Origin of the sequence: Pseudomonas sp. FSL R10-1350 (genome assembly GCF_009600525.1) — a bacterium.
Lineage (GTDB): Bacteria > Pseudomonadota > Gammaproteobacteria > Pseudomonadales > Pseudomonadaceae > Aquipseudomonas > Aquipseudomonas helleri.
The window spans coordinates 1-12,792 of the sequence record NZ_WIVR01000029.1; the positions used below are offsets into that span (position 1 = coordinate 1).

Genomic DNA, 12,792 nt, shown 5'->3' on the forward strand with positions numbered 1-12,792 from the left:
GTGCTTGAGTTGCGGCAGGGGCGAGCCGTGGCCGGTAGACTCTGCCGCCGATTCACGATCAAGCACCAGTAAACGGCCGTGCCAGGCTGCCGCCACCGGGATGGCCTTGGCCGCAATGTGCGGGTCTTTGGTGATCAAACTGGCCACCAGGCTGCCTTTGCCGCGTGCGGCCAGTGCCAGTGCTTCGTCGAGATCGTCGTAGGCCATCAAGGTGCTGACCGGGCCGAACGCTTCGATGTCATGGGCGCCGCCTTCGGCATGCGGATCACGGGCTTGCAGCAAGGTTGGAGCAAAGAACGCACCCTGGCTGACGTTTGTACCGCGTGGCTCAAAACCGTCGCGGGCACCGAACAGCAGGTCGCTGCTTTGCAGCAGGCTTTCAAGGCGTTCGCTGACGTCTTTATGTTGATCGTGGGAAGCCAGTGCGCCCATGCGCACGCCTTCGACCGACGGGTCGCCGACCACGACTTTACGCAATCGATCACGCAAGCGGCAGGCTACCGCATCGATGTGCTTGGCCGGGACGATGGCGCGGCGGATGGCGGTGCATTTTTGCCCGGCCTTGGTGGTCATCTCGCGGGCTACTTCTTTGATGAACAGTTCGAACTCTTCATCGTCCGGGCTCACGTCCGGGGCCAAAATTGCGCAGTTCAGCGAGTCAGCTTCGGCGTTGAACGGCACCGAGTGGCGGATCAGGTTGGGGTTGACCCGCAGCTTGGCGGCGGTGTCGGCAGAGCCGGTAAAGGTCACCACATCCTGGCCTTGCAGGCGGTCGAGCAAGTCACCGGTGCTGCCAATGATCAGTTGCAGGCTGCCCGCAGGCAGCAAGCCCGATTCGTCCATCAGACGTACCACGGCTTCGGTCAGGTAGCTGGTGGCGCTGGCCGGCTTGACGATGCACGGCATGCCCGCCAGAAAGCTGGGGGCAAATTTTTCCAACATGCCCCAGATCGGGAAGTTGAAGGCGTTGATGTGCACCACAAGGCCGCCACGGGGCACCAGAATGTGCGTGCCCGCGAACGTGCCCAGCTTGCTCAGTGGCATCGCCGGGCCCTCGTGCACGATGTTGCCCGACGGCAGTTCGCGCGAGCCGAGGCTGGCATAGGTGAACAGCGTGCTGTTGCCGCCCTCGATATCAATCCAGCTGTCGGCTCGGGTCGCGCCACTGTGGTGGGACAGCGCGTAGAGCTGCTCTTTGCGCTCGCTCAGGTACAGCGCCAATGCCTTGAGACGCTGGGCGCGCTGTTGAAAATCGAGGGCCTGCAGGGCGCTGATGCCTTGATGGCGACCGTGCTCGATGGCTTCGGCAAAGTCCAGGCGCTCCTCGTGGGTGCGCGCCAATTCGTGGCCGTCGATGGCACTGCGCAGCACTTGAGCGCCGTGTTGGCCGATCCAGCGGCCAGCGATAAAACTTTGCAGGGTAGGGGCGTGAGGTATCACGGTTCCTCCGGGTTTAAAAGATGGGATTAGTGTTTGCTGGCGCCCGCAGCGCCAATGCCGGTCATGGAACGAATGAACTGCGCCAGGTATCGGCCGCGCTCAAGGACCGCGCGGGGCGAACGGTCGGTCACGGAAAAGAACCACGCGCTGAAAAACGCCAAGCTCATGGAAAACAACGCGGGGTTGGAATACGGGAACAGCGCCTTGTCGTGCTGCAACACGTTGACCCACACCGCCGGGCTGAGCACCAGCAGCACAATCGCCGAGACCAGTCCCGACAGGCTGCCGAGTACGGCGCCGCGGGTGGTCAAACCCTTCCAGTACATGGAAAGGAACAGCACCGGGAAATTCACCGAAGCGGCAATTGCCAGCACCAGGCCGGAAAGGAAGGCAATGTTCTGAGATTCAAACAACAGGCCGAGGATGATCGCCAGCACGCCAATGCACAGGGTGGCGATGCGCGACACGCGAATTTCCTGTTGTTCGCTGACCTGGCCCTTGCGGATGACGCAGGCATACACGTCATGGGACACCGCTGAGGCACCCGACAGTGCGAGCCCGGCCACCACCGCCAGGATCGTGGCGAAGGCCACCGCCGAAATGAACCCCAGAAACAGATTGCCACCCACCGCCTGCGCCAGGTGCACGGCGATCATGTTGCTGCCGCCGATGATTGCGCCGCTGGCGTCACGGAACTCCGGGGCCGTGCCGACCATGACGATGGCGCCAAAGCCGACGATGATCAGCAGCAGGTAGAAGTAGCCGATAAAGCCGGTGGCGTAGAACACGCTCTTGCGGGCTTCCTTGGCATCGCTGACGGTGAAAAAACGCATAAGAATATGCGGCAGGCCAGCGGTGCCGAAAATCAAGCCAAGGCCCAGGGAAATGGCCTCGACAGGGTTGGCCAGCAAGCCGCCCGGCGCCATGATCGCGGTGCCCTTGGCATGGACTGCACTCGCCTGGGCGAACATCGCTTCGGTGCTGAAACCAAAGTGCTTGAGCACCATAAAGGCCATGAAACTAGTGCCGAACAGCAGCATCACGGCCTTGATGATCTGTACCCACGTGGTGGCCAGCATGCCGCCAAAGGTCACGTAGAACACCATCAGCACGCCAACCAGGATCACCGCGTAGAGGTAGTCGATGCCAAACAGCAGCTCAATGAGTTTGCCCGCCCCGACCATCTGCGCAACCAGGTACATCAATGCCACGGTCAGGGTGCCGAACGCTGAAGTCAGGCGTACCGGCGTTTGTTCAAGGCGATACGAGACCACGTCGGCAAACGTGTATTTGCCCAGGTTGCGCAGGCGCTCGGCAATCAGGAACAGGATGATCGGCCAGCCGGCCAATACGCCCAACGCGTACAAAAGCCCGTCATAGCCGTTGAGAAACATCATCGCCGAGATGCCCAGAAACGACGCCGCCGAGATCATGTCACCGGCAATCGCCAGGCCGTTTTGAAAACCGCTCATGCCACCGCCAGCGGTGTAGAAGTCACTGGCCGAGCGTGTGCGCAGGGCGGCCCAGCGCGTGACGCCGAGGGTAAACAGCACAAACACCATGAACATGCCGATGGCGTTCCAGTTCAATGGCCGTGATGTTTCCTCGGCGGCAAGCGCCAGGTCCGCGACCATCACCAAAGGCAAAACATATCCAGCATTGAGGCGGCTCACAGGGCGCACTCCTGCTTGAGTTTATCGTTGAGCGGGTCGATGACCCGGTTGGCCCGGTATACGTAAAAGCCGGTCAGGGCGAAGGCCGCTAACACCACCAGGACACCGACCAGCATGCCCACCGAGGTCACGCCGTCACTCAGGGGCCGGCCCAGGGTGGCCGGGGAGAACGCCACCAGCAGCACAAAGCCGAAATAGATCACCAGCATGATCAGCGACAGCGACCAATAGAGGTTTTTCTTGCGGCGTACCAACTGAATGAAATCGGGGTTTTGGCAAATACGTTGGATGTCGTCGGGGGACATGGTGGTGTGCTCCTTCTTATTGTTGTAGTGGGGCGAGACGGTGTTACAGCTGGTCGAAGTCCAATACCACCTTGTCGCTGACCGGGAATGCCTGGCACGACAGCACATATCCGGCAGCCACTTCGTAGTCTTCGAGGGCGTGGTTGCTGTCCATCTCCACTTCGCCTTCGATCACCTTGCACTTGCAGGTCGAGCACACCCCGGCCTTGCACGAATACGGCAGCTCGGCACCCTGCGCGTTGCCTGCATCGAGGATGCTCTGGCTGTTACGCGGCAGGTCGAATGCCAGAGCGCGACCGTCGCTGATCACGGTGATCTGGCTGATCGCCGCGTCTACTTGGCGGGCCGCTTCGCGGGCCTCGCGTTTTTGCTGGCTGCCAGCCGCGGCAAAGAGTTCGAAATGAATGTTCTCAGGCGCCATGCCCTCAGCCTTGAGGCAGTCGCGCACGGTTTCGGTCATCTCTTGCGGGCCGCAGATAAACGCGGCGTCGAGTTGCTTGACATCGAGCCAGCGGGTGAACAGCTGGGTGCATTTTTCGGCGTTGATCCGGCCGTTATAAAGGTCGACGTCCTGCTGCTCACGGCTGAACACGAAGATCAGGTTCAAGCGCTGCAAATAGCGGTTTTTCAAGTCCTCGAGCTGCTCGCGAAACAGCGCGCCGGAGCTGGAACGGTTGCCGTACAGCAACGTCACGCGGCTGTGCGGTTCAGTCTGCAAGGTGGTCTTGATGATCGAGAGAATCGGCGTAATGCCGCTGCCTGCCGCCACCCCCAGGTAATTGCCATGGCGCGCCGGGTCCAGCTCTACGTGAAAATGCCCGGCGGGCGGCATCACCTCCAGGCTGTGCCCGGCCTTTAACTGCTCGTTGGCAAAGGCCGAAAAACGCCCGCCTGCGACACGTTTGACGGCAATTCGCAGCTCGCCGTCATTGACCCCGGTGCAGATCGAATAAGAGCGGCGCACTTCTTCGCCGTCCAGCAGGGTGCGCATGACCAGATGCTGGCCTTGGGTGAAGTGAAAACTGTCTTGCAGGTGCTGTGGAATGTCGAAGGCGATGGACACCGCATCACGGGTCTCGGTGCGCACATCCTTGATGGTCAGGCTGTGAAACTTACTCATGGTTATTCTCCAACCAAGACGTCCGAGGGCGCCTCAGATGCATTTGAAATAATCGAACGGTTCCAGGCAGTCGCGGCAGCGGTACAGTGCCTTGCAGGCGGTGGAGCCGAATTCGCTGAGCACTTCGGTGTGGGTGCTGGCGCATTGCGGGCAGGCGATCACCGGGCTTTCGCCGAGCAACGTGCGCTTGCTCGCGCTGCCCTGTGGCGGTGCGATGCCATAGGCGCGCAGGCGCTCGCGGCCACTGTGGGTGATCCAGTCGGTGGACCAGGCCGGGGTCAACTTGCGCTCCAGTTGCGGTGCGCGAAAACCGGCCAGCTCCAATGCCTCACGAATGTCGCTCTCGATCACTTCTGTGGCGGGGCAACCGGAATAGGTGGGCGTGACCACCACATGCAAGTGCCCGGCTTGCCAGGCCAGATCGCGGACAATACCCAGGTTGACCACGCTGACCACCGGCACTTCCGGGTCCATGACCTGCGCAAGGATGGCCCACGCCGCCGCCAGGTCCGTGGGTTGCGCCGGGCGCGCGCCGAGGTCGCTGGCGATCAGCTCACCAGGTTGCATCGGGGTACGCTCGGGGCAAAAACTGCATTTCGGCCAGCAATATGCCCAAGTGTTCGGTGTGCAGGCCGCGTCGCGCATTCAGGTAGAAATAGCTCGGTGCCGCGGGCACGGGCAGGGTGGCGCGGGTAAACGTGTCGCTGACGGTGGCCTGCCATATGGCGGCGACTTGGGCTGCATCTGGCGTGATGGCGGCCTCGCACAGGCGCTGTTCGCTGTCATCAGCGCTGGTCAGTTCCACGGTAAAGCGCCACACCTCGGGGAGGGCGGCGAGCATGCGCGCGTGGCTTTCGTCGGTGCCGTCACCGAGCCGCTCCACCCATTCGCTGGAGCGGCGCAGGTGGTAGGTGACTTCTTTGACCGCTTTGGCGGCGATACCGGCGATGCGCTCGTCGCTGGACTGGCTCAATCCTTCGAGGATCGGCAGGTGCCAGGCGTCATACAAAAATTGCTTCAGAATGGTGACCGCGTAGTCGCCATTGGGTTGCTCCACCAACAGCAAATTACGATAGGCCCGCTCATCCCGGCGAAAGGCCAGGTGGTCTGCATCGCGGCCGTCATCCAACAGTTCGGCGGCGTATTCCAGCCAGTTGCGCGCCTGGCCGACCAGGTCGAGGCCGACGTTCATTAGCGCCAGTTCTTCTTCCAGTGCGGGCGCATGGCCGCACCATTGGCACAGGCGCTGGCCCTGGATCAGGGCGCTGTCGCCGAGGCGCAGGAGGTATTCGATCAGATCAGTGTTTGGCTTCATGGTTGACCTCACATGTGCCCGACTTCGGCCGGCAACTCGTAGAAGCTGGCGTGGCGGTAGACCTTGTCGTCTGCCGGGTCAAACAACGGGTCTTTTTCATCCGGCGACGAGGCGGTAATCAACATGGAGGGCACCACCCACAGGCTGACGCCTTCGCTGCGGCGGGTGTACAGCTCGCGGGCGTTCTCGATGGCCATGGTGGTGTCGGCGGCGTGAACGCTGCCAACGTGTTTGTGGTTGAGGCCGTGCTTGCTGCGCACAAAGACTTCAAAGAGGGTCCATTCAGACATAACGGTAACTCCGGATCAGGCAGCGTTCTTATTGTGTTTTTTACGGGCATGGGCGACGGCGGCTTCGCGCACCCAGGCGCCGTCTTCAATGGCTTTGCGGCGGGTGGCGACGCGCTCCTGGTTGCATGGGCCGTTGCCCTTGAGCACTTCGTAGAATTCGTTCCACTGGATTTCGCCAAAGTCGTAATGACCGCGTTCGGCGTTCCACTTCAGGTCCGGGTCGGGGCAGCTGCAGCCCAGCAGTTCAAGCTGTGGAATGGTTTGGTCGATGAAACGCTGGCGCAATTCGTCGTTGCTCTGGCGCTTGATCTTCCAGGCCATGGACTGGGCGCTGTTGGGGGAGTGTTCATCGCTGGGGCCGAACATCATCAGCGACGGCCACCAGAGGCGGTTGATCGCGTCCTGGACCATGTCTTTTTGTGCCTGATTGCCTTCGCGCATCATGGTCAGGAGGATTTCGTAGCCCTGGCGCTGATGAAAGCTCTCTTCCTTGCAGATACGCACCATGGCCCGTGAATAAGGCCCGTAAGAGGTGCGCTGCAGCACCACCTGGTTGACGATGGCCGCGCCATCCACCAGCCAGCCGACGGCGCCCATGTCGGCCCAGTTCAGGGTCGGGTAATTGAAGATGCTCGAGTACTTGGCCTTGCCGCTGTGCAGCTTGGCGATTTCTTCGTCGCGGTCGGCACCCAGGGTTTCCATCGCGCTGTACAGGTATAGGCCGTGGCCGGCTTCATCCTGGATCTTGGCCATCAATTGCAGTTTGCGTTTGAGCGATGGCGCGCGGGTGACCCAGTTGCCTTCCGGCAGCATGCCGACGATTTCCGAGTGGGCGTGTTGAGAGATCTGGCGGATCAGGGTTTGCCGATAGGCATCGGGCATCCAGTTTTTCGCTTCGATCTTGATTTCGGCGTCGATTTTTTCCTGGAAGGCGCGTTCCTGATCGGACATCTCGGCCAGGTCCTTGATGCGCTTAACGCCGGTTTCTACAAGCTGTGCGTACATGGGGCTCTCCCGCCTTGCATGTGTTCATAGGCATGGAGAACTTTATAAGCGATACAAAAATTAATATCAAACACAAAATACTGTGTTCTATTTATTTGTGTATCGCTTTCGGCGAATTCGGGTTTTTGCCAGGCGAAAAAAAAGCCCCGCAAAAGCGGGGCTGTACGTCAATCATCTGTAGGAGCGAGCTTGCCTCGCGATCTTTTGATGCTGAAAAGATCGCGAGACAAGCTCGCTCCTACGGGCCGGTGGTCAGGCTTTAGGGCGTTTGTCGATCACGTGGCAGGCTTTGCCTTCCGAGCGCTTGAGCGAATGCAGCGGCTGCAAAACGATACGCGAGCTGATGCCGATATGGGTTTTGATATGTCGGCTCAGCTCGTTGGTCACGGCGCTCTGTTGTTCGCTGCTGAGGTGTTGATGCTCGGCTTTAAGCTCTACATGTACGTCCACGCTGTCGAGATTGCCGTTGCGATACAAATGGATCTCATAGCTCTCGCAAAGTTGTTTTACTTTTAGTACTTGCTCCTCGACCTGGGTCGGGAACACGTTGACCCCGCGAATGATCAGCATGTCATCGCTGCGCCCGGTGATTTTGTCGATGCGCCGCATGGGCCGTGCCGTGCCTGGCAGCAGGCGCGTGAGGTCGCGGGTGCGGTAGCGGATCATGGGCAGCGCCTCCTTGCTCAGGGAGGTGAACACCAGTTCGCCCATTTGCCCGTCTGGCAGCACCTCGCCGGTGACCGGGTCGATGATTTCGGGGTAGAAGTGGTCTTCCCAAATGGTCGGGCCGTCTTTGCTTTCTGCGCACTCCATGGCAACGCCGGGGCCCATGATTTCCGAGAGGCCGTAGATGTCCAGTGCGGTGATGCCCAGTCGCGCTTCGATGGCGCTGCGCAGTTCGCCGGTCCACGGCTCGGCGCCGAAGATCCCCAGGCGCAAGGCCAGCTTGTGCGGGTCGATGCCCTGGCGTTCCAGCTCATCGGCAATATTGAGCATGTACGAGGGGGTGACCATGATGATGTCCGGCTGGAAATCCTTGATCAGTTGCACTTGCTTTTCGGTTTGTCCGCCGGACATCGGGATCACCGTGCAACCCAGACGTTCAGCTCCGTAGTGGGCGCCCAGACCGCCGGTAAACAGGCCGTAACCATAGGAAATATGCACCTTGTCGCCTCGTTGGCCGCCAGCGGCGCGAATCGAGCGGGCAACCACATTGGCCCAGGTGTCGATGTCGTTCTGGGTATAGCCCACCACCGTTGGTTTGCCGGTGGTGCCGCTGGAGGCGTGCAGGCGTACGACCTCATTCATGGGCACGGCAAACATGCCGTACGGGTAACTGTCGCGCAGGTCGTTCTTGGTGGTGAAGGGGAACTTGGCCAGATCCGCCAGAGACGTGACGTCGTTGGGGTGAATGCCCAGTGCATCGAAGCGCTGACGGTACAGCGGCACGTTGTTGTAGGCGTGGCCCAGGCTCCAGCGCAGGCGTTCGAGCTGGTGTTCACGCAATTGATCGACGCTGGCAGTTTCCATCGGGTCCAGCAGCGGGTTAAGCACGGTCGTTGACATTGGCATGTTCATGAGTTCACTCGAATTATTTTTGTCTATCAGCCCGGCTTACATGCCGGGCCTTGAGTGCATGCCCCAAGGATACCGCTCGGCTCCCCGGGAATCGCGAATCTTTTAGTCGCCCAAGCGTTCGATGATCAGCGCTATGCCCTGGCCGACGCCAATACACATGGTGCACAGGGCGTAGCGGCCACGACGTTCTTCCAGTTCATGCAGGGCGGTGGTGACCAGTCGCGCGCCACTCATGCCCAGCGGGTGGCCCAGGGCAATGGCGCCGCCATTGGGGTTTACCCGTGGGTCGTTGTCGGCCAGGCCCAGCTCGCGTAGAACCGCCAGGCCTTGTGCGGCAAAGGCTTCGTTGAGTTCGATTACATCCATGTCGGCCAGGCTCAGGTTGGCCAGCTCCAGCACCTTGTGGGTGGCGGGTACCGGACCAATGCCCATGATGCGCGGTTCGACACCGGCGGCGGCCATTGCCACCACCCGGCCGCGGGCGACCAAACCGAAGCGCTTGGCCACTGCGGGGCTGGCCAGCAACAGCGCGCAAGCACCGTCATTGACCCCCGAGGCGTTGCCTGCGGTGATGCTGCCGCCTGCACGGAATGGCGTGCCGAGTTTTTGCAGTTGTTCGAGGGTGGTATCACCGCGGGGGTGTTCGTCGTGCTCGACCACTTTGGCCGGGCCTTTGCGCTGGGCAATCTGTACCGCGACGATTTCTTTGGCCAGGCGCCCGCTGGCTTGGGCAGCCGCGGCGCGTTGCTGGCTGCGTAAAGCAAAGGCGTCCTGATCGGCTCGGGAGATAGCAAACTGCTCTGCGACGTTTTCAGCGGTTTCGGGCATCGAATCGACGCCGTGAGCCTGCTTCATCAGCGGGTTGATAAAGCGCCAGCCGATGGTGGTGTCGTACAGCTGTGCCTCGCGTGAAAACGCCTGCTCGGCCTTGCCCATGACCATGGGCGCGCGGGACATCGACTCAACGCCACCGGCCAGCAGCAAACCGGCTTCACCACAGCGAATGGCGCGGGCGGCGTTGCCGATGGCGTCCAGCCCGGAACCACACAAACGATTGAGGGTGGTGCCCGGCACACTCACTGGCAGCCCGGCGAGCAAGGCCGACATGCGCGCGACGTTGCGGTTGTCTTCGCCGGCCTGGTTGGCGCAGCCGTAGATCACGTCGTCGACGCTGTTCCAGTCTACTTGCGGGTGACGGCGCAGCAGCTCACGCAGCGGCACCGCGCCAAGGTCGTCGGTGCGCACGCTGCTCAAGGCACCGGCATAACGGCCAATCGGGGTGCGTACCGCGTCGATGATCAAGGCGTCATTCATTGGGGGTCTCCTGCGCCAGCACCGTGCCGCGCACTTTGTAGGATTTGCCATGGAACAGCGCAATCAGCTGGCCCAGTTGGTTGGTAATGCGCACGTCGTAGTTGCCGGTACGCCCGGCGCGGCTTTGCTCGCGGCATTCGGCGCTCAAGGTGTCACCCAGGTGGGCCGGAGCAACGTAGTCGATGCTGCAACCGAGGCCGACGGTGGCGTCGTTGTAACTGTTGCAGGCCAGGGCGAATGCCGAGTCAGCCAAAGCAAACAGGTAGCCGCCGTGGCAGGTGCCGTGCCCCTGGATCATGTCTGCGCGCACGCTCATGCTCACGTGCGCGCAACCGGGTGCTGCTGCCAATAAATGCATGCCCATGGCCTGGCTGGCCGCGTCACGCATGAGCATTGCCTGGGCGCATTGATTGGCCAGGTTCATGGCTTGAAGGTCAGTCATGCAGTGTTCTCCCTTCAGCGACCCGGCGGCGCAGCAGTAACGACGGCCGATAGCGGTCTTCTCCGTACGTGGCTTGCAGGTTGTGCAGCACCCGCAGCACATAGGCCGGGCCGATGGCGTCAGCCCAGGCCAGCGGACCTTGGGGGTAGTTGACGCCAGCGCGCATCGCCAGATCGATGTCAGCGGCTGAGGCCACACCTTGCAGCAGCGCGTCGGCGGCCTCGTTGGCCAGCATGGCCACGGTGCGCAACACCGCCAGCGCAGGGCTGTCACTGAGCAGGCTGACGTGCAGCCCGGCCCGTTGCAGCAGCCCCACGCCTTGTTCAAAAGCCTGCGGATCGATACCGGCGGCGCAACTGATACCAATGCGTGTGGCCTGGCGGTAATCGGAGGCGAGGTCGAGCAGTATCAGATTGCGCAGGCTGTCTTCCTGCGCCCGTTGGCACGCCATGCGCCCGTCACTCAGGGCCAGCACCGCATCGCCAACTCGCAGCAGGCCGCTCCCGTCACGGCGGATGACCTTTACGCCGTGGTCTTGCAAACGGCTGAGCAGCGGTTGCGCAGCGCCCAGGTCGCCTTCGACCACGCAGGTTTGCGGAGCTGGAGCATCGGGCAGGGTGCTGGGGCCGGGGCGTTCGGCCTGCTCGCTGTAGCAGTAGAAACCCTGACCGCTTTTGCGCCCCAAGCGGCCTGCGTCGACCAGCGCTTTTTGCACCAGTGATGGCTGAAAGCGCGGGTCGCCGTAATAGGCGTCGAACACCGAGCAGGTGACTGCGTAGTTGACGTCATGGCCGATCAGGTCGGTCAATTCAAAAGCGCCCATGGCGAAGCCACCGGTCTCACGCAGCAGCGCATCAAGCGTTGGGCAATCGGCTGCGCCTTCTTGCAGCAGGCGCAGGCTTTCGGCGTAAAACGGCCGGGCGACACGGTTAACAATAAATCCGGGCGTGGAGCGCGTGTGCACCGGTTTTTTGCCCCAGGCCTTGGCGGTGTCGTACAAGCAGTCGGCGAGCGCCGGGTCGCTGGCCACGCCACACACCACTTCCACCAGCGGCATGACCGGCGCCGGGTTGAAAAAATGCAGGCCGAGCAGGCGTTGCGGGTGCTTGAGTGGCGCGGCGATGGCGGTGATCGACAGTGACGAGGTGTTACTGGCGAACACGCACTGCGCACTGCACACGCTCTCCAGCTGCACAAACAGCGCGCGCTTGGCCTCGAGGTTCTCGGCAATGGCTTCGATGACCAATGCGCAGTCAGCCAGCGCTTGTGCGCTTTCGACCGGGTGCAGGCGGGCGAGGGTGGCATCTCGGACTTCGGCGGCGAGCTTGCCGTTTTCGACGCGTTTGCCCAGTTGCCGATCGATGTTGTCAATGGCCTGGGCAGCAGCGCCCGCACGGTTGTCCAGTAACAGCACCTGATGGCCGGCCTGCGCTGCGACCTGGGCGATCCCGGCGCCCATGGCCCCGGCGCCAATCACGCCGATGCGGGCAGTGAGGTTGAGTGCGCTCATGGCTAGCACCCCTTGAAACGCGGGCTGCGTTTTTCCATGAAGGCGCTGACGCCTTCACGGTAATCGTCGCTGCGCCCGGCCAGGCGTTGCAGGTCTTTTTCCAGCTCCAATTGTTCATCGAAAGTGTTGCTCAGGCTGGCATTGAGGCTGCGCTTGATCAGTGCCAGGCCGTAGGTCGGTTGCGTGGCCAGGTGGCGGGCGAGGATCAGGGCTTCGTTGCGCAGTTCAGCATCGTCTACACAGCGGTAAATCAGGCCCCATTGTTCCGCTTGTTCGGCGCTCAGTTTATTGCCCAGCAGGGCCAGGGCCTTGGCCCGGGCCATGCCGACCAGACGAGGTAAGGTCCAGGTGCCGCCGGAATCCGGGATCAGGCCGATTTTGCAGAAGGCTTGGATAAAGCTGGCCGAGCGCGCCGCCAGCACCAGGTCGCAGGCCAGCGGGATATTGGCCCCGGCCCCGGCCGCCACGCCATTTACGGCGCAAATCACCGGCATGGGCAGGTCGCGCAGTTGGCGGATCAACGGATTGTAGAATTTCTCGATGGACAGCCCCAGGTCCGGCACTTCGCTGCCGGGCGCCACATTGCGGTCGCTGAGGTCTTGCCCGGCGCAAAAGCCGCGGCCTTCACCGGTCAGCAGCAATACCCGTACTTCGGGGTTTTGCCGCACCTGTTTCAGGGCTTCCTTGACCTCGCCGTGCATCTGCGTGTTGAAGCTGTTGAGCTGCTCGGGGCGGTTGAGGCTGAGCAGCGCAACGCCGGCCTCAATGGAAAACACAATGTGTTCGAAAGTCATGGTCTT

13 protein-coding genes are annotated in these 12,792 nt (G+C 61.8%); all 13 read right to left on the bottom strand.

What is annotated here, in order from left to right; genetic code table 11:
• Positions 1 to 1,437, bottom strand: a 1,437-nt coding sequence (gene paaZ / locus GHO25_RS14345; RefSeq protein WP_178110094.1) for a phenylacetic acid degradation bifunctional protein PaaZ, incomplete at its 3' end; no start/stop codon positions are given.
• Between the two features lie 29 nt (positions 1,438 to 1,466).
• Positions 1,467 to 3,074 carry a cation acetate symporter gene (locus tag GHO25_RS14350; RefSeq protein WP_153391081.1) on the bottom strand — a complete coding sequence of 536 codons (1,608 nt, stop codon included), beginning with the start codon at positions 3,072 to 3,074 and terminating at the stop codon, positions 1,467 to 1,469.
• 35 nt (positions 3,075 to 3,109) lie between these two features.
• The gene (locus tag GHO25_RS14355; RefSeq protein ID WP_153391048.1) at positions 3,110 to 3,418 is read right to left on the bottom strand and encodes a DUF485 domain-containing protein; all 309 of its coding nucleotides are present in this window, start codon (positions 3,416 to 3,418) and stop codon (positions 3,110 to 3,112) included.
• Positions 3,419 to 3,461: 43 nt separating this feature from the next.
• Positions 3,462 to 4,538, bottom strand: a complete 1,077-nt coding sequence (gene paaE, locus GHO25_RS14360) for a 1,2-phenylacetyl-CoA epoxidase subunit PaaE (protein ID WP_153391049.1) — start codon at positions 4,536 to 4,538, stop codon at positions 3,462 to 3,464.
• A 33-nt stretch (positions 4,539 to 4,571) separates the two neighbouring features.
• Positions 4,572 to 5,105 (bottom strand): 1,2-phenylacetyl-CoA epoxidase subunit PaaD, encoded by a 534-nt coding sequence (gene paaD, locus GHO25_RS14365; protein ID WP_153391050.1) that lies wholly within the window; start codon positions 5,103 to 5,105, stop codon positions 4,572 to 4,574.
• Entirely contained in the window at positions 5,092 to 5,853 is a 762-nt protein-coding gene (gene paaC, locus GHO25_RS14370) for a 1,2-phenylacetyl-CoA epoxidase subunit PaaC (RefSeq protein WP_153391051.1), read from the bottom strand. The genes paaD and paaC overlap by 14 nt, the downstream gene beginning before the upstream one ends.
• 8 nt (positions 5,854 to 5,861) lie before the next feature.
• On the bottom strand, positions 5,862 to 6,143 hold the full coding sequence (paaB, locus tag GHO25_RS14375) for a 1,2-phenylacetyl-CoA epoxidase subunit PaaB (RefSeq protein WP_048372742.1): 282 nt from the start codon (positions 6,141 to 6,143) through the stop codon (positions 5,862 to 5,864).
• Positions 6,144 to 6,158: 15 nt separating this feature from the next.
• A complete protein-coding gene (paaA, locus tag GHO25_RS14380; protein ID WP_153391052.1) occupies positions 6,159 to 7,148 on the bottom strand; it encodes a 1,2-phenylacetyl-CoA epoxidase subunit PaaA in 990 nt (329 codons plus the stop codon).
• A gap of 252 nt (positions 7,149 to 7,400) precedes the next feature.
• Positions 7,401 to 8,726 (bottom strand): phenylacetate--CoA ligase PaaK, encoded by a 1,326-nt coding sequence (gene paaK, locus GHO25_RS14385; protein ID WP_153391053.1) that lies wholly within the window; start codon positions 8,724 to 8,726, stop codon positions 7,401 to 7,403.
• Positions 8,727 to 8,828: 102 nt separating this feature from the next.
• Positions 8,829 to 10,040 carry a 3-oxoadipyl-CoA thiolase gene (gene pcaF, locus GHO25_RS14390; protein ID WP_153391054.1) on the bottom strand — a complete coding sequence of 404 codons (1,212 nt, stop codon included), beginning with the start codon at positions 10,038 to 10,040 and terminating at the stop codon, positions 8,829 to 8,831.
• A complete protein-coding gene (gene paaI / locus GHO25_RS14395; protein ID WP_153391055.1) occupies positions 10,033 to 10,482 on the bottom strand; it encodes a hydroxyphenylacetyl-CoA thioesterase PaaI in 450 nt (149 codons plus the stop codon). Before paaI ends, pcaF begins: the two co-directional genes overlap by 8 nt.
• Positions 10,475 to 11,992, bottom strand: a complete 1,518-nt coding sequence (paaH, locus tag GHO25_RS14400; protein ID WP_153391056.1) for a 3-hydroxyacyl-CoA dehydrogenase PaaH — start codon at positions 11,990 to 11,992, stop codon at positions 10,475 to 10,477. The genes paaI and paaH overlap by 8 nt, the downstream gene beginning before the upstream one ends.
• A gap of 2 nt (positions 11,993 to 11,994) precedes the next feature.
• Positions 11,995 to 12,786, bottom strand: a complete 792-nt coding sequence (gene paaG, locus GHO25_RS14405) for a 2-(1,2-epoxy-1,2-dihydrophenyl)acetyl-CoA isomerase PaaG (RefSeq protein ID WP_048372756.1) — start codon at positions 12,784 to 12,786, stop codon at positions 11,995 to 11,997.
• Between the last annotated feature and the right edge of the window lie 6 nt (positions 12,787 to 12,792).

What these genes read in the sequence shown, in the direction of transcription:
- GHO25_RS14350 (WP_153391081.1), bottom strand. Translation starts at nt 3,074, where the DNA reads ATGGTCGCGGACCTGGCGCTTGCCGCCGAGGAAACATCACGGCCATTG.
- GHO25_RS14355 (WP_153391048.1), bottom strand. Translation starts at nt 3,418, where the DNA reads ATGTCCCCCGACGACATCCAACGTATTTGCCAAAACCCCGATTTCATT.
- paaE (WP_153391049.1), bottom strand. Translation starts at nt 4,538, where the DNA reads ATGAGTAAGTTTCACAGCCTGACCATCAAGGATGTGCGCACCGAGACC.
- paaD (WP_153391050.1), bottom strand. Translation starts at nt 5,105, where the DNA reads ATGCAACCTGGTGAGCTGATCGCCAGCGACCTCGGCGCGCGCCCGGCG.
- paaC (WP_153391051.1), bottom strand. Translation starts at nt 5,853, where the DNA reads ATGAAGCCAAACACTGATCTGATCGAATACCTCCTGCGCCTCGGCGAC.
- paaB (WP_048372742.1), bottom strand. Translation starts at nt 6,143, where the DNA reads ATGTCTGAATGGACCCTCTTTGAAGTCTTTGTGCGCAGCAAGCACGGC.
- paaA (WP_153391052.1), bottom strand. Translation starts at nt 7,148, where the DNA reads ATGTACGCACAGCTTGTAGAAACCGGCGTTAAGCGCATCAAGGACCTG.
- paaK (WP_153391053.1), bottom strand. Translation starts at nt 8,726, where the DNA reads ATGAACATGCCAATGTCAACGACCGTGCTTAACCCGCTGCTGGACCCG.
- pcaF (WP_153391054.1), bottom strand. Translation starts at nt 10,040, where the DNA reads ATGAATGACGCCTTGATCATCGACGCGGTACGCACCCCGATTGGCCGT.
- paaI (WP_153391055.1), bottom strand. Translation starts at nt 10,482, where the DNA reads ATGACTGACCTTCAAGCCATGAACCTGGCCAATCAATGCGCCCAGGCA.
- paaH (WP_153391056.1), bottom strand. Translation starts at nt 11,992, where the DNA reads ATGAGCGCACTCAACCTCACTGCCCGCATCGGCGTGATTGGCGCCGGG.
- paaG (WP_048372756.1), bottom strand. Translation starts at nt 12,786, where the DNA reads ATGACTTTCGAACACATTGTGTTTTCCATTGAGGCCGGCGTTGCGCTG.